Here is a 16,939-nt window from a genome sequence, read left to right as displayed (position 1 = left end):
GAAGAACTTGTCAATGACTAGATACGGCGTACTGTGCTGACCATGACCAGTGAGCGCACCTACCACCACGGCGACCTGCGGCGCGCCGTCCTGACCGCTGCCCTGGACGTCGTGGCCGCCGAAGGACCCGACGCACTGAGCCTGCGCGATCTGGCCCGCCGGGCCGGTGTCTCGCACGCCGCACCGGCCCATCACTTCAAGGACCGGACGGGCCTGCTCACCGCCATCGCCGCCGAGGGCTACACGCTGTTCGCCGACGCCCTCACCGCCGCGCCGGACCTACGGGAACGGGGCGTGGCCTACGTACGGTTCGCGGCCGGGCACCCCGCGCACTTCCAGGTGATGTTCCGCCCCGAGCTGCACCACGCCGACGACCCGGAACTGATCGCCGCGAAGGCGCGCGCCACCGAAGCGCTCCGCACGGGGATCAGCGGCCTTCCCGAATCCGGGCGCGGCGCCGACGACCGGCTCGCGGGCGTCGCGGCCTGGTCCCTCGCCCACGGCTTCGCCACCCTGCTGCTCAGCGGCAATCTGGAGGGACCGGTGGACGGCCGGAGCCCCGAGGAGGTGTTCCGGACGCTCACCGGCCTGCTCTTCAACCCGGAGACCCCGGACAGGACTTCGGCCACGGCCACGACATCCGCTACGACCCCAGAATCGTCGTGAGGAACTCCCCGGTCCACGACAGGAGTTCACGCCCCACCACCGGCTTGCCGCCGATCCGGCCCGCGGTCGGGCGCGGCACCAGGAGCTGGTGCGCGGCCGGCTTGATGACCGTCTTCGGGTGCAGCCGCTTCAGCCGCAGCTCCTGCGACTCGCGCAGCTCCACCGGGGCGAAGCGGATGTTCGCGCCCTGCAGCACGATCTCGCCCACCCCGCAGGCCCGGGCCAGCATGCGCAGGCCCGCGACCAGCAGGAGGTTCTCCACCGGCTCGGGAAGCTTCCCGTAGCGGTCGGTGAGCTCCTCACGGACCGCCCTGATGTCGTCCTCGGTGTTCGCGGAGGCGATGGCCCGGTACGCCTGGAGGCGCAGCCGCTCCCCCGGGGCGTAGTCGTGCGGGACGTGCGCGTCGACCGGGAGCTCGATCTTGACCTCCAGCGGCGGCTCCTCCTCGACCCCGCCGTCCACGGCCGCCCGGTAGTCGGCCACCGCCTCGCCGACCATCCGGATGTACAGGTCGAACCCGACGCCCGCGATATGACCGGACTGCTCACCGCCCAGCAGGTTCCCGGCGCCACGGATCTCGAGGTCCTTCATGGCCACGTACATGCCCGCGCCCATCTCGGTGTGCTGGGCGATGGTCGCCAGCCGCTCGTGCGCGGTCTCGGTGAGGGGTTTCTCCGGCGGGTACAGGAAGTAGGAGTAGCCCCGGTCGCGGCCCCGCCCGACCCGGCCGCGCAGCTGGTGCAGCTGGGACAGACCGAAGTTGTCGCCGCGCTCCACGATCAGCGTGTTCGCGTTGGAGATGTCGATGCCGGACTCGACGATCGTCGTGGAGACGAGCACGTCGAACTTCTTCTCCCAGAAGTCGACGACGACCTGCTCCAGCGCGCTCTCGCCCATCTGGCCGTGCGCCGTGGCGATCCGGGCCTCCGGCACGATCTCGCGCAGCCTGGCCGCCGCACGGTCGATGGACTCGACCCGGTTGTGGATGTAGAAGACCTGTCCCTCACGCAGCAGTTCACGCCGTACGGCCGCGCCGATCTGCTTCTCCTCGTACGGTCCGACGAAGGTGAGGACGGGATGCCGCTCCTCCGGAGGCGTCGTGATCGTCGACATCTCGCGAATGCCGGTGACGGCCATTTCGAGCGTACGGGGAATGGGCGTCGCGGACATGGTGAGGACGTCGACGTTGGCGCGGAGCTTCTTCAGCTGCTCCTTGTGCTCGACGCCGAAGCGCTGCTCCTCGTCGACGATGACCAGGCCCAGGTCCTTGAACTTCGTCTCGGACGAGAACAGCCGGTGCGTGCCGATGACCAGGTCCACGGAGCCCTCGCGCAGCCCCTCCAGCGTCGCCTTCGACTCGGTGTCCGACTGGAAGCGGCTCAGCGCCCGCACGTTGACGGGGAACTGGGCGTACCTCTCGGTGAACGTCCCGAAGTGCTGCTGGACCAGCAGCGTCGTCGGTACGAGGACGGCGACCTGCTTGCCGTCCTGGACCGCCTTGAACGCCGCGCGGACCGCGATCTCCGTCTTGCCGTAGCCCACGTCGCCGCAGACCAGCCGGTCCATGGGGACGGATTTCTCCATGTCCTCCTTGACCTCGGCGATCGTGGACAGCTGGTCGGGCGTCTCCGCGTACGGGAAGGCGTCCTCCAGCTCGCGCTGCCAGGGGGTGTCCGGGCCGAAAGCGTGCCCCGGGGCCGCCATCCGCGCGGAGTACAGCTTGATCAGGTCGGCGGCGATCTCCTTGACCGCCTTCTTGGCCCGCTGCTTGGTCTTGGTCCAGTCGGCGCCGCCGAGCCGGTGGAGGGTGGGCGCCTCGCCACCGACGTACTTCGTGACCTGCTCCAGCTGGTCGGTGGGGATGTAGAGGCGGTCGCCGGGCTGGCCGCGCTTGGCGGGGGCGTACTCGACGAGGAGGTACTCGCGGGTCGCGCCCTGCACGGTGCGCTGCACCATCTCGATGTAGCGGCCCACGCCGTGCTGCTCGTGGACGATGTAGTCGCCCGCCTGGAGGGTCAGCGGGTCGACGGACTTGCGGCGCCTGGCCGGCATCCGGCCCAGGTCCTTGGTGGCCGTGCGCTGCCCGGTCAGGTCCGTCTCCGTCAGCACGGCCAGCTTCAGGCCCGCGTCGATGAAGCCGTGGTCGATGGCCCCGCAGGAGACGTGGACGAGCGACGGCGTGATCTCTCTCAGATCCTGGTCGAGGCGTGCCGCGATGCCCTCGCCGCCGAGCACCTCGACGGTGCGCGAGGCGGGCCCCTGCCCCTCGGTGACGTACACCGTGCGCCAGCCGTCGGCGAGCCAGCCCTTGGTGTCGGCGAGCGCACGGGCGGTGTCGCCCCGGTATGCCTCCGGGGCGCGCATCCCGAGCTTCAGGGTGTCCTCGTCCAGCTCGTCGTCCGCCGCGAACGGGGAGACCGACCACCACATCATGCCCAGCTCACGGGCGTGGTCACGGACGTCGGCGATGCCCCGCAGCGAGGCCGCGCCGACATCGATCGGTGCCTCGCCGCCGCCCGCGGTGGCCGCCCAGGACGCCTGGAGGAACTCCTGGCTGGTGGCGACCAGATCGGTCGCCCGGGTCCGCACCCGCTCCGGGTCGCAGACCACCGCCATCGAGCCCTTGGGCAGGACGTCCAGGAGCAGTTCCATCTCGTCGACGAGCACCGGGGCGAGGGATTCCATGCCCTCGACGGCGATCCCCTCGGCGATCTTGCCCAGCAGCTCCCCCAGCTCGGGATGGGCCTCCGCGAGGAGCGCGGCCCTGCTCCGTACGTCCTCGGTGAGCAGCAGCTCGCGGCAGGGCGGCGCCCACAGCCCGTGCTCGGCGACCTCCAGCGACCGCTGGTCGGCGATCTTGAAGTAGCGGATCTCCTCGACGTCGTCGCCCCAGAACTCCACCCGAAGGGGATGCTCCTCGGTCGGCGGGAAAACGTCGAGGATGCCGCCGCGTACGGCGAATTCGCCGCGCTTCTCGACCAGTTCGACGCGGGAGTACGCTGCCGCGGCGAGCGCGTCCACGACCTCGCCCAGATCGGCGGTCTGCCCGCCGGCCAGCGCCACGGGCTCCAGGTCACCGAGCCCCTTGACCTGCGGCTGGAGCACCGAGCGGATCGGCGCGACCACCACACCGACCGGTCCGGTCTCCGGGTCGTCCTGCCGCGGGTGGGCCAGGCGCCGCAGGACGGCGAGGCGGCGGCCCACGGTGTCCGAGCGGGGCGAGAGCCGTTCGTGGGGCAGGGTCTCCCAGGACGGGAACTCCGCGACGGTGTCCGGGGGCAGCAGGGTGCGCAGCGCCGCTGCCAGGTCCTCGGCCTCGCGTCCCGTCGCGGTGACGGCGAGCACCGTCCGCCCCGCCTCGCGGGCCAGCGCCGCCACCGCGAAGGGGCGGGCGGCGGGAGGGCCGACCAGGTCGACATGGGGCCGGTGGCCGTCGGTGGCGGCCTTCACCGCTTCGGAGAGCGCCGGATCGGTGATGACTACGTCCAGCAGACCGTGCAGGCTCATGAAGGCATTCCGTCCGGTGGGGCGAGGAGTGAGCAACGCGAAGGGCCCGACACGTAGGACGGGCCGGGGCTTCCAGCGTACGACTCCGGTGTGACAGCCGCTCCCGCAACAGGGGGTCCGGGCCGCCTTCACGGGGAACGGATCCGGCCCGGGGCGTTTGGAGGAACGCCCCGGGCCGGATCAGTCATCCTACGACGGGCAGGCTCACCCGTCGGTGGCGATCGCGTTCAGGACGTTCATCCGGCCCGCCCGGAAGGCGGGGACCAGCGCGGCGAACAGTCCGACGAACGCCGAGGCGACGAACACCGTGAGGATCGTCGGCCACGGGATCTCCAGGACGCCGAGACCCTCCAGGGCCAGCAGCTTCTGGGCCGAGGTGCCCCAGCCCATGCCCAGGCCGAGCCCGAGCAGGGCACCGAACAGTGCGATGACCACGGACTCCAGCCGGATCATGCGGCGCAGCTGGCGACGGGAGAGGCCGATCGCCCGCATCAGGCCGATCTCACGGGTCCGCTCGACCACCGACAGGGCCAGCGTGTTCACCACGCCGAGCACCGCGACGATGATCGCCAGGGCGAGCAGGCCGTACACGATGTTCAGCAACTGGCCGATCTGGTCCTTCAGGTCCTGCTTGAAGTCGGCCTGGTTCTGCACCTTGTACTGCGGGTACTCGGCGAGCGCACTCTTGAGGGCCGTGTACGCCTCCTTCTCCTTGCCGTCCTTCGCCTTGGCGAACATGATCATGTTCTCGGGCATCCGGTCGGCGGGGACGTACTGCTCGACGGTCGTGATGTTGGTGTACATCGCGCCCTTGTCCACGTTCGTCTCGTCCGAGGTGATCGCGGCGACCTTCAGCTTCGCCGTCTCGCCGGCCTTGAACGCGACCGTGATCTCGTCCCCGACCTCGATCCCGTGCCGGACGGCGTAGTCGTCGCCGACCGACATGGCGTTCTTGCCGTACGCGTCGCCGAGGTCACCGGCGACCGTCTTGCGCCGCAGGTCCTCCTGGTACGTCGGGTCGGCGGCGACGACGCCCTCGTCCTCCGTCTTACCGTCGGGGGAGGTGAGCTTCGCGCTGACGGCCCTGTAGTCGGTGACGTGCTCGATGCCGGGCACCTTCTCGATGGCCTCCGCCGCCTGCGGCACGACCAGTTGGCCGGTGCTCGACTGGACGATGAAGTCCGTACCGACCGACTTGTCCAGTTCCTCGGTGGCCGAGGCGACCATGGAGGAGCCCACGACCGAGAGGCAGGCCACCAGGGCCAGGCCGATCATCAGTGCCGCACCGGTCGCTCCCGTACGCCGCGGGTTGCGCAGCGCGTTGCGCTCCGCCAGCCGGCCGACCGGGCCGAAGAGCCGCAGTACGACGACGCTGAGCGCCCGCACCACCACGCCGGCCAGCAGCGGGCCGATCACGATGAAACCGATGAGGGTGAGGACCACGCCCAGGCCGAGGAAGAGCGAGCCCTCGCTCGCCTTGTCCGCCTGCGTCGTCGCCCACAGGGCCGCCGCACCCGCACCGGTGAGGACCAGGCCGATTCCGGCCCGGATCCAGCCGGACTTGGCGTCCGCCGGGGTACCTGCGTCACGCAGGGCCGCCATCGGGGAGACCTTGCCGGCCCGGCGTGCCGGGATGTAGGCGGCGAGGACGGTCACGACGACGCCGAGCGCGAGGCCGATGACCGGAGTCGTCCAGGCGATGGTGAGGTCCCTCGTGGACAGCTCCATGCCCATGGCGCTCATGAGCTTCATCAGCCCGACGGCCAGGCCGACCCCTGCGCCCACGCCGAGGACCGAGCCGACGATGCCGAGGAGTACCGCTTCGACCAGTACGGACCGGTTGACCTGCTTGCGGCTGGAACCGATGGCCCGCATCAGACCGATCTCGCGGGTGCGCTGGGCGACCAGCATCGAGAAGGTGTTGACGATCAGGAAGATGCCCACGAGGAAGGCGATCCCGGCGAAGCCGAGCATCGCGTACTTCATGACGTCCAGGAAGGAGCCCATGGAGTCCTTGTTGGCCGCGGCGGCCTCGTCCTGGGTCTGCAGCTTGTACGTGCCCGCGCCCACGGCGGAGGCGACGTTCTTCTTCAACTGCTCGTCGTCGACGCCGGGTTCGGCCTCGACGGAGATGTGGGTGAAGACACCGGGCCTGCCGAGGAGCTTCTGCTGGGCGGTGGCCGTGTCGAAGTAGACGACGGCCGCACCCGGGTTGGTCACGGTGAAGGCGGTGATCCCGCTGATCCTCGCCTCGATGTCACCGGTGACGGCGACGGTCCGCAGCTCGTCACCGATCTTCAGGTGGTGCTTCTCGGCGGTGTCGGCGTCGACCATGACCTCGGTCGGGCCGCGCGGCGCGTGACCGGAGGTGATCTCCATGGAACGCAGGTCGTTGCGCGTCCAGTTGCCGGCGATCGTCGGGGCGCCGGTCTCGGAGCCCATGTTCTTGTTGTGGCTGTCGACGACCGTGACGGACATGCTCATGACTCCGCCCTCGGCCCCCTTCACCCCGTCGGCCTTCTCGACCTCCGCGAGGACGGAGGCGGGCAGCGCTTCGGGCCGGCCGTTCTCCGGCAGATCGTCCGCGCCCTCGGCGGTCTTCGGGCTGACGGTGACATCGGCCGACGACGCCGCGAACAGCTTGTCGAACGTGGTGTTCATCGTGTCGGTGAAAACGAGCGTGCCGCACACGAACGCCACCGACAGCAGGACCGCGACGGCGGAGAGCGCCATCCGTCCCTTGTGCGCGAAGAAGTTGCGCATCGAGGTCTTCCAGACGGTCATGAGGTCCGCCCGCGCGCGTCGAAGTCCTTCATCCGGTCCAGGACCTGATCGGCCGTCGGGTTCTGCATCTCGTCGACGATGGAACCGTCCGCGAGGTACAGCACCCGGTCCGCGTAGGACGCGGCCACCGGGTCGTGGGTGACCATGACGATGGTCTGGCCCAGTTCGTCCACCGACCTGCGCAGGAACGACAGCACCTCGGCCCCGGCCCGCGAGTCCAGGTTCCCGGTGGGCTCGTCACCGAAGATGATGTCGGGGCGGGCGGCCAGGGCACGGGCCACGGCCACGCGCTGCTGCTGACCGCCGGAGAGCTGCGTCGGCCGGTGCTTCAGGCGGTCGGCGAGACCGACGGTCTCGACGACCTGCTGCAGCCAAGCCGCGTCGGGCTTGCGGCCCGCGATGTCCATCGGCAGCGTGATGTTCTCGATCGCGTTGAGCGTCGGAAGCAGGTTGAACGCCTGGAAGATGAAGCCGATGCGGTCCCGGCGCAGCTGGGTGAGCTTCTTGTCCTTGAGCTTGGTGATCTCGATGTCGGCGAGGTGGATCTCGCCCGAGGTCACGGTGTCCAGACCGGCCAGGCAGTGCATCAGGGTCGACTTGCCGGATCCGGACGGGCCCATGATCGCCGTGAACTGCCCGCGTGCGATGTCCACGTCGACATGGTCGAGCGCGACGACCCGGGTCTCCCCCGCGCCGTACGCCTTGACGACCTGCCGCGCTCGCGCAGCGACGGCCGTACGCCCTCCAGTGCCCCCGTGCCTGGGAATGGTTACAGCCGTTGTCACGGTTTTCTCCTATGTCGGTCGATGCCCGGACGTCTCTGTGTACGTTCGAAGTCTGGTGTGCGGAGGGGGTCCTGCGCGCTGGTGCCCAGCGCAGTCTTCAGGTGGGGTTTTCCCCACCCCGCCCTCTGCGGTCAGCCGCACTCGCGGCGTAAGAACACCGTAAGGAACGGCACCCTCGTGGCACGTCCTCCGCCGGGAGGAACGACCCCTGGCCAGAAGTACGGAGCTCCCCCTAGGGGTCTGCGACCCCAGGGGGAGACCTGGGTAGGGGATCTCATCCCTCGGCCGCATGCTGCCGCCCGGCCTCCGACGGTGAGACAGTGTCCCCGGAATTTAGATGCATAGGGAAAGGAAACCCTGTGGGCGGCACGGGCAGTGCGGGCGGGACGGACAGCGGTTCCGCGGCGGCATCCGGACCTCCCGGACCGGGGGCCGGACCGGGAACGGGTCCGGTGGCGGGGCCCGGAGCCGGGCACGGAGGTACCGCCACGACCGCCTCCGACCGCAGCAGGCGCCCCGTGGTCGCCGCGCTCATGCTCGGCATGGCGCTCGCCGCCATCGACGGCACCATCGTCGCCACGGCCGTCCCGCAGATCGTCGGCGACCTCGGCGGCTTCGCCGTGTTCTCCTGGCTCTTCTCCGGCTACCTGCTCGCCGTGACCGTCACCCTGCCGGTGTACGGGAAGCTCTCCGACACCTTCGGCCGCAAGCCCGTCCTGATCGCGGGCATCAGCCTCTTCCTGGTCGGCTCCGTACTCTGCGCCGCGGCCTGGAACATGGCCGCCCTCATCGCCTTCCGGGTCGTCCAGGGCCTCGGCGGCGGCGCCCTCCAGGGCACGGTGCAGACCATCGCGGCCGACCTCTACCCGCTCAAGGAACGCCCGAAGATCCAGGCGAGGCTGTCCACGGTCTGGGCCACATCGGCCGTCGCGGGCCCGGCGATCGGCGGGCTGCTCGCCGCGTACGCCGACTGGCGCTGGATCTTCCTCATCAATCTGCCGGTCGGCGCGATCGCCCTCTGGCTGGTGGTCCGCCACCTCCACGAGCCGGCCCGACCGCGCCCCGCCACCCGCCCCCGTATCGACTGGGCGGGCGCCCTCGCGGTCTTCGCCACCGGCGCGCTCCTGCTGACCGCGCTCGTGCAGGGCGGGGTCGCCTGGCCGTGGCTCTCCGCCCCCTCGCTCGGACTGCTCGGCGCGAGCGCGGCCATGGCCGTGCTGACCAACTTCGTCGAGCGGCGCGCCGCCGAACCCGTCATCCCCGGCTGGGTCTGGCGGCGCCGCACCATCGCCTCGGTCAACCTGGCCCTGGGCGCGATGGGCCTGCTGATGGTCGCACCGACCGTGTTCCTGCCGACGTACGCCCAGTCGGTCCTCGGACTCGGCCCGATCGCCGCCGGGTTCGTCCTCTCCGTCATGACACTGAGCTGGCCGGTGGCCGCCGCGTTCTCCGACCGCGTCTACAACCGCATCGGCTTCCGCCGCACCGCGATCACCGGGATGACCGGCGCCCTGCTGATCCTGCTCGCCTTCCCGCTGCTGCCCTTCCCGGGCTCCCCCTGGCAGCCCGCCCTGATCATGCTGCTGCTCGGCGCGGCACTCGGCCTCTTCCAACTGCCCCTGATCGTCGGGGTCCAGTCGACGGTCGGCTGGTCCGAGCGCGGCACGACGACGGCGTCCGTCCTGTTCTGCCGCCAGGTCGGCCAGAGCCTGGGCGCCGCGCTCTTCGGCGCCGTCGCCAACGGAGTGCTCGCCTCCCGGCTGGCCGCCGCCCCCGCCCCCGGACTGCCCGGCGACCTGGACGCGGTCTCGCACGCGCTGGAGGATCCGGCAGCACTCCCGGCCGCCGCGACGGATTATCTGCGCCGGGCCGTCGACACGGCCGTCGACTACGTGTTCGTCGGCGCCGCGGGGGCCGCCGCACTCGCCCTGCTGGTGCTCGTCGTCGTCGCCCCACGGCGCTTTCCGGTCATCGACGAGCGCGAAAGCCCTTCCCCGGAGTTCAAGGACTAGACAACTGGAAAGTTACCGAAGGTAGTTCGGCCGTAACCCTCCCCAGCGGCGATACCCGCGAGTAACGTTCGCGCTCCTACAGCGCACCCGCGCTCCTGCCTTGCAGTCCGTCCCCGGACCCGAGCCATGCAAGGAGCAGCACCCGATGTCGTACGACCACCCGCACCAACCCCCCTACCCACCGCGGCGGCAACCCCCGATCCCGCCGCAACCCGCCTTCCCGCCACCCCGCATGCGCCCTCCCCGGCCACCGCGACAGCGTCCGCAGCCGCCCCCGTTCCCGGGCGAGTACCTCCTGCCCTGGCAGAGTTCGTCACCGCAGCCACCCCCGCGCTGGCCCGCCCCCGCCACCGTCCCCGTCCCCGCGCCCGGCCACCACGGCGACCTGCGCCGGCTGCGCACGGCCTACCGGGTACTGCGCCGCGTCGCGACACTGACCGCACTCGGCTACTTCACGCTGTTCCTCCTGCTGTCCGGATACGCACCCGGCCTGATGACCGACCCCGTGGGCGACGGCGGCCTCACGACGGGCCTCCTCCTCGGCCTGTGCCAGCTCCCCGTCACCCTCGTGGCCATCGCCGTGTACGAGTGGACCGCCCGGCGTACTGTCGACCCGCTCTGCGCCGGACTGCGCAACCGGGGCGCCCAGCACGACAGGGGCGACGAACCGACCGAACGCCGCCGGACCGGAGCAGGCCGATGAACGGATTCGACGAATGAACGGATTCGACGAATCCGCCCAGACCATGTCCCTCACGGCGTTCATCGCCGTCGCCAGCGTCACCCTGCTGCTCTGCGTCATGACCGGCCCGGACCGCGACGACCTCGACGAGTTCTACACCGGCTACCGCTCGCTCTCCCCGCTGCGCAACGGCCTCGCCATCGCCGGCGACTACTTCTCCGCCGCCACCGTCCTCGGCACCACCGGTGTCATCGCCCTCACCGGCCACGACGGCCTCGTCCTCGCCCTCAGCACCGTGCTCTCGCTCGTCCTGCTGATGTTCCTGCTGGCCGAACCCCTGCGCAACGCGGGCCGGTTCACCATGGGCGACATGCTCACCCGCCGGGCCCCCGGCCGGGCCGCACGCATCGCCTCGTGCGCGGTCACCCTCGCCGCCCTGCTGCCGCTGATGGTCGTCCAGCTCGCCGGCAGCGGCAATCTGCTCTCCTTCATCCTCGGCTTCGACAGCTCCGGATTCCGCACCGGCTCCATCATCACCCTGGGCGTCGTGATGATCGGCTACGCGGCGATCGGTGGAATGAAGGGCACCGCCCTCATCCAGATCATCAAGACCGTGGTGCTCCTCGGCGCGGGACTCCTCGTCTCCGTACTCGTCATGAACCGCTTCGACTGGGACACCGGCGCCCTCCTGGCCGCCGCCGAACGCGGCAGCGGCGCGGGCGCCGCCTACCTGCACTCCGGACTGCAGTTCGGCGGCAGCGACCTCGACATGATCAGTTCCGAACTGACCGTCGTCCTCGGCGCCGCCTGCCTGCCCCACATCACCATGCGGATGTCGAGCGTCCGCAGCGCACAGGCCGTCCGCCGCTCCCTGTCCTGGGCGGTCTGCGTCGTCGTCGGACTCTGCCTCATGCTCGCCGTCATCGGCTTCGGCGCCGCGGCACTCGTCGGACACGACCGCATCACCGCCGCCGGCGCCCAGGGCAACAGCGCGATCCTCCAGGTCGCCGGAGCCGTCGCGGGCGGCGGCGCGATCGGGGCACTCGTCGTCACCACCATGACCACGGCCATCTTCCTGACCCTGCTCGCCTCCGTCGCCGGAATGATCCTGGCCTGCGCCAACTCCCTCGCCCACGACCTGTTCGCCCACGGCCTGCACGGCATACGCGACCGGGGCAAGGAGCCCGCCACGGGCCGGACCGAGATGGGCACCGCACAGGCGGCCGCCGTCGGAGTCGGAGCACTCGCCGTCGTCCTCGCCGTACTCGCCCGGCACTGGAACGTCCAGGCACTCGTCACGCTCTCGTTCTGCATCGGCGCATCGGCGATCGCCCCCGCGCTCGTCTACAGCATGTTCTGGCGGCGCTTCACCCGCACCGGACTGCTCTGCACGCTCCTGGGCGGCACCGCCTGCGTCCTCGTACTCATCACCGGCACCAACCTCGTCTCCGGATCACCCGGTTCGGTGTTCCCCGGACGGGACATCAACTGGTTCCCGTTCACCACGACCGGACTCGTCTCCATCCCGTTCGGATTCCTCGCGGGCTGGCTGGGCACCGTACTCGGCCGGGACACGGACAACGAACAGCGCCGCCGGTACGAGGCCGTCGAACCCTGGATCCTGGCCGGCGCCCCACCCGCCAGCCGCCCGCTCAGTTCTCCGCGGGAGCCGTACGCCCGGTGAGCGCGGACAGCGAATTGCGTACGTGCGCCATGTGCGCCCGCATCTCCTCGCGGCCCTCCTCGTGCTCACGCAGAACCCGCTCCGTCTCCCTGACCACGCGATCCCGGGCCGCCCCGGCCGCGGACAACAGCTCCGCGGCCCGGGCATCGGCGTCCTCCTGCCCGTGCCGGACAGCCTCCTCCGTCTCCGAGAGCCCCCTACGCGCCTCCGCGAGCAGCGCCTCGCCCCGCGTGGTCAGCTCCGCCTCGTACGCCACCGCCGCGGCCTCGGCCGCGGCGATCCCGTCCTCGGCGGCCTTCCCCCTCTCCGCATGCTCCTGCTCCTGATGGGCCAGCACACCCGCGGTACGGCGACGCGTCTCCTCCATCGCCGCCTCCGCGACCCCACGCACCTCACCGGCCTCCTTGCGCGCCTCCTCCGCAAGGCCCTCGGCCGCCCCCCGCGCCGCAGCCAGCACCTCCCGCGCACCGGCCTCGGCAGCCGCCCGCACCGCCGCCGCGTCCTCACGCGCCGCCTCACGGAGCGTCCGGCCCGCCGCATCCGCCGCGTCCCGCAGCGCCTGCGCCTCCTCCAGCGCTCCACCCCGCGCCGCCTCCGCCTCGGCCTCCGCGAGCGCCAGGATCTGCTGGGCCCGCTCCCCCAGCGACACGTACGTCTGCGGCGCGAGCGAGGCCACCGCCTCACCGAGCCGCGCCGACTCGACCGTCAGCTCCTGCGCCAGAACCGTCAGCCGGGCGAGACGCTCCCGGGCACCGTCCCGCTCCGCCGACAGGGCGGCCACGGTGCGGTCCACCTGCTCCGGCCGGTAGCCACGTCCCCGAACACCGACAAAACCGTGCGCGGACACCGGTCCACCACTCATCCCTGAAGCCTCTTTCCCGCTCTCCGACTCCCCGACCACCAAGCAATACGTCAAGGATGCGGTAATTGGTGCCAGAAGTCGGAATCGATCAGCTGCATTCAGGACGGAAGCGACCGGCATCACAGACCCCGACACAACCGGACACAAAAGGCGCCCGGCCCCTGCCGGTGTCCGGGCGCCTCACTCAGCACACATCAGGTCAGAGCAGTCCGTCCCACATCTGCTCCAGCAGAACCGACCACCAGCTCTCCGGCGACGCGAGCGCCGCCGGATCCAGCGCCACCAACTGCGCCTGGAAGTCGACCGTCCAACGGCCGGCCTGCTCCGGATTCAGCCCGAACCGCAGCCGCCACATCCGGCCCAGCAACGCCATGGACCGCACGAACTCCGGCAGCCCCGTGTTCACGAACTGCGGCGGCACCGGCTGCCCACCCGGACCCGGCTCGACCGGCACGGCCACGATGTTCGCCGTGCCGTACTGCACACAGATCGCCCGGCCGAAGTCCGACCCCATCACCAGGTACGAACCCGCGTCCGGCGCCGGCTGCACCTGACGCTGCGCGGCCAGCTCCGCCAGCGTCGGCACCACCGGCTGCCCCGGCTGCGCCCAGAAGAACGGCCCGAAATCAGCGGGCAGCCCCGCCCACACGAGCGTCCGCCCCACCACCTCGGGCACACCCTGACGGGACACCGCACGCTGATCGAAGCGGAGCACACCCTGCGGGCCGAACGCCTGCAGCAGCTCCTCCGCGAGCGCCTCGGGCGGCACGGCGCCGGCCGGCGGCATCTGCGGCAACGGAGCCCGCACCGGAGCCGGCCGCGCAGGACCGTCGGCGACCTGGTGCAACTCACCCTGATGCGTCAGCAGATGCTGCATGCCCTGCTGCCGGCTCGCATGGTCCGTCCCGTACGGGGCAACGCTCGTGATCCGCACCTGCGGCCAGGTCTCCCGGATCATCCGCGCACAGTAACCACCGGGCAGCTCACACGACTCCAGCTCCGTGTGCAGCTCGATGACCTGCTGCGGCGGCACGTTCATCGCCCGCAGCTCGTGCAGCATCTGCCACTCCGGGTGCGGAGTACCGGGAGCCGAACGGCGGATGAGCTGCTGCTCGCTGCCGTCGGGCGCGCGGAAGCGCAGCACGGCCTGGTAGCCCGGGCCGACCGTCGGCTGGCCGGGCGGCTGCTGCGGATATCCGTACGCCGGGGGCGGCGGGGTGTGCGGACCCGGCATCCCGGGCGGACCCGGAGGACCGGGCGGCTGCGGAGCACCCGGGCCCACCTGGCCGGGACCGGCCATCATGGTCGCGGCGTGATGAACCCCGCCACCCGGGGGCGGCGTGGAACCGAACGGGGCGGGCGGCTGCGGCGGGCCGGGCGGCTGCGGCGCACCCGGGCCGCCCATGCTCGAGTCGGCGAACATCGTCGCGGCGTGATGCACCCCGCCACCCGGAGGCGGCGTCGCACCAGGAGGACCAGGAGGACCGGGAGGCCCCGGAGCAGCAGGCGGCTGCGGAGCACCCGGAGCACCGGGCGGGCCCGGGGGCCGCGGAGCGTTCGGCCCGCCGATGCTCGAATCGGCGAACATCGTCGCCGCGTGATGCACCCCGCCACCCGGAGGCGGCGTCGCACCAGGAGGACCAGGAGGACCGGGAGGACCGGGAGGACCGGGAGCAGCAGGCGGCTGCGGAGCACCCGGAGCACCGGGCGGGCCCAACTGCGACACGAGCTGCGTCGGTACGTAGCCACCGGCCGGCGCACCGGGCGCACCCGGCCCCGACGGCGGCGGAGTCGCACCGGGCCGCGCACCCGGGACACCGGGCGCCCCGGGCGGCGGCGGAGTCGTCGAACCGGTCCCACGCGCACCGCGCGAGAGGACGGCCTTGCTCGTCGCCGCGTCCGCGATGTCACCCGCGCTGCTCCCCGGAGCCGGGGTCCGGTTCAAAGCCGCAGGAGCGGCGGCCGCGGGCTCGCCCGGAGCACCGGGCTGCGGGCTCAGTCCGGGAACGATCGAGGTCCTGGGCAGCTGGCTGCCCCCGGACATCAGCGCCGTCGGCGCCTCCGCCGACACGACCGGCGGCGGCGTCCCCTCGTCGTCCGAACCGGACAGCGGCGGCGAGAACACCGTCGCCGGCAACGGCACCGCACCGTCGTCCGAGTCCGCGTTCGTGTCCGTACCCGCCCACGGCGTAGCACCCGCGGGCACCCCGTCGGACGAGGTCGGCTCGTAGTCCCTCCGCCCGCCCGCAGCAGGCCACCCGGCCCCACCCGAACCGGACGGGGCCGACGGGGCCGAAGGACCGGGAACGGGAAGCGGACCGGGAACCGGATCCGGCGCGGACGGCGCCCCCGGGGCAGCCTCCGCACGACGGTCCGGAATCCCCAGCTTGTCCGCCGCCTCCTGGAGCCACTCCGGCGGGCTCAACAGGAACGACGTCTGATTCAGATCGATACGCGCCGGCGGCTCCGGAGCAACAGCCGCCGCATCGGACACCCCGTACTCCTCCTCGTACCGCCGGATCACCTCACCCACGGGCAGCCCGGGCCACAGCGTGGCCTCACCGCTGTCACGGGCGATCACCAGCCGCTGACGGCCCCCGTCCGAAACAGGGCCCTCCGCACGGTCCTCGGCCCACACCACGAAACCCAGCTCGAACTCACGGACCCGCACCTCACGGTGCTGATACGCGGGCACGTCACCGTTGACCCACTCGTCCGCCCGCTCCTGCGCCTGCGCGAAGGTCACCACCGCGCTCACCCCTCCACCGGGACGGCCTGCGCGAAGCCACCGTCCACCATCAGATTCGCCACGGTCTCCAGCTCCGGCGGACTACCCGCCAGACGCTGGAGGAAGGCGTCGAAGTCCGCACCGCAGGGAAGCAGCAACCGGTCCACGCGCTCCTGCACGCTCCAGCCGTCCTGGTCCCGGGCATCGTCGTACGCGCAGAACCACACCGACCCCACATCGCCGCCCCGCACCTTCACTGCGACGATGCCGCCCTGGACGAAACCGACGCCCAGATAGTCCTTCGTGAAGTGGTCCCGCAGGCACTTGTTGACGTACACCAGGTCGTTCACGGCCGCCTCTTCACGCACCGTGAAGAACGGCTGGTCGACCAGCAGCCCGAGCTCCGCGTCGAGCGCCGCACCCACCGGGGCCGCACCGCCCGCCGCCTTCAGGAACGAGCGGTACGCACCCGGAAGCCGGTAACCGAGATCCTCCTCGACACCCAGGACCTGCTGCTCGCTCACCGCGACCGCGCCCTTCGGCAACCGGAAGTGGGCCGGCCGGGTCTCCTGCAACGGCCGCGTACCCCGCCGGTTCTGGTCCACCTGGGTCGTCGCCAGACCGCCGTGATGACGCAGCAGCGCCTTCACCTCGACCGGAACGAGCTCCATCCGCCGGCCACCCGCCACGTGATGCCACGTCCAGCCGTGCGGGGTCGCCACGGCCGGGATGGTGTCCCACAGCTCATGACCACTCGCCGCCATGGCCGCGTTCGCGGACACGTAGTCCGTGAGCCGCAACTCGTCGATACCGAACCCCGGCGGGGGATCGGCGATCTCCGCGGCTGCCCGCGCGTACGGCGAAAGGTCCGGACGGCCGTTCTCGTCCACGCGCACACCTCTGGGGTGGCGGGACGCCCGGACCGGATCCGGGAAGTGCACGACCTGCCCGGCATAGGCCGCGTTCGGTGGCGCGGCTTGCTGCCCGAGCCGACCTGTCGTCATGGCGGTTGCCCCCTGCTGCGTCTGGTGTTCAGCACAGCCTATGCGGTGGCGCAACAAGGGGTCCCGCCCCTCCGACCCACTCACCGAACGTCACCGTCGCGTGACGGACGTGCGACGGTCGGGCCACCGCGCCGCGACACGCAAACACGTTTCACCGCCCCAGCTTCCCCAGCGCCCCGCACATTTGGCAGGCTGTCCCCCGCAACGCGGGGGCGTGCACGGCT

10 protein-coding genes are annotated in these 16,939 nt (G+C 71.4%); 4 read left to right on the top strand and 6 right to left on the bottom strand.

The features are described from left to right. Positions 1-42: 42 nt before the first annotated feature. Complete coding sequence (locus OG844_RS30520; protein WP_406394610.1) at positions 43-666, top strand: TetR/AcrR family transcriptional regulator; 624 nt, start codon at positions 43-45, stop codon at positions 664-666. On the opposite strand, the gene mfd is transcribed toward OG844_RS30520, so the two are convergent. From mfd to OG844_RS30505, 3 genes are all read right to left on the bottom strand, one after another. After that, positions 644-4,174, bottom strand: coding sequence for a transcription-repair coupling factor (gene mfd, locus OG844_RS30515; RefSeq protein ID WP_406394608.1), 3,531 nt, complete (start codon positions 4,172-4,174; stop codon positions 644-646). The genes OG844_RS30520 and mfd overlap by 23 nt on opposite strands. A gap of 204 nt (positions 4,175-4,378) precedes the next feature. Then, on the bottom strand, positions 4,379-6,958 hold the full coding sequence (locus OG844_RS30510; RefSeq protein WP_406394606.1) for an ABC transporter permease: 2,580 nt from the start codon (positions 6,956-6,958) through the stop codon (positions 4,379-4,381). Beyond that, a complete protein-coding gene (locus OG844_RS30505; RefSeq protein WP_329210230.1) occupies positions 6,955-7,743 on the bottom strand; it encodes an ABC transporter ATP-binding protein in 789 nt (262 codons plus the stop codon). The genes OG844_RS30510 and OG844_RS30505 overlap by 4 nt, the downstream gene beginning before the upstream one ends. Before the next feature lie 359 nt (positions 7,744-8,102). Between OG844_RS30505 and OG844_RS30500 the strand changes: the two genes are divergently transcribed. From OG844_RS30500 to OG844_RS30490, 3 genes are all read left to right on the top strand, one after another. Further along, a complete protein-coding gene (locus OG844_RS30500; RefSeq protein WP_406394604.1) occupies positions 8,103-9,755 on the top strand; it encodes an MFS transporter in 1,653 nt (550 codons plus the stop codon). Positions 9,756-9,987: 232 nt separating this feature from the next. Then, positions 9,988-10,458, top strand: coding sequence for a DUF485 domain-containing protein (locus OG844_RS30495; RefSeq protein WP_406394602.1), 471 nt, complete (start codon positions 9,988-9,990; stop codon positions 10,456-10,458). A 13-nt stretch (positions 10,459-10,471) separates the two neighbouring features. Then, positions 10,472-12,121: a cation acetate symporter gene (locus OG844_RS30490; protein ID WP_406394600.1), complete on the top strand. Its 1,650-nt coding sequence runs from the start codon at positions 10,472-10,474 to the stop codon at positions 12,119-12,121. On the opposite strand, the gene OG844_RS30485 is transcribed toward OG844_RS30490, so the two are convergent. From OG844_RS30485 to OG844_RS30475, 3 genes are all read right to left on the bottom strand, one after another. Continuing rightward, positions 12,090-12,983, bottom strand: a complete 894-nt coding sequence (locus tag OG844_RS30485) for a cellulose-binding protein (protein ID WP_406394599.1) — start codon at positions 12,981-12,983, stop codon at positions 12,090-12,092. The genes OG844_RS30490 and OG844_RS30485 overlap by 32 nt on opposite strands. Positions 12,984-13,182: 199 nt before the next feature. Next, positions 13,183-15,741: an SUKH-4 family immunity protein gene (locus OG844_RS30480; RefSeq protein ID WP_406394598.1), complete on the bottom strand. Its 2,559-nt coding sequence runs from the start codon at positions 15,739-15,741 to the stop codon at positions 13,183-13,185. Then, positions 15,738-16,715 carry an SMI1/KNR4 family protein gene (locus OG844_RS30475; RefSeq protein ID WP_406394596.1) on the bottom strand — a complete coding sequence of 326 codons (978 nt, stop codon included), beginning with the start codon at positions 16,713-16,715 and terminating at the stop codon, positions 15,738-15,740. Before OG844_RS30475 ends, OG844_RS30480 begins: the two co-directional genes overlap by 4 nt. Positions 16,716-16,939 lie beyond the last annotated feature (224 nt).

The organism is Streptomyces sp. NBC_00887, from assembly GCF_045207585.1.
This window is presented reverse-complemented; position numbering and strand designations above follow the sequence as displayed.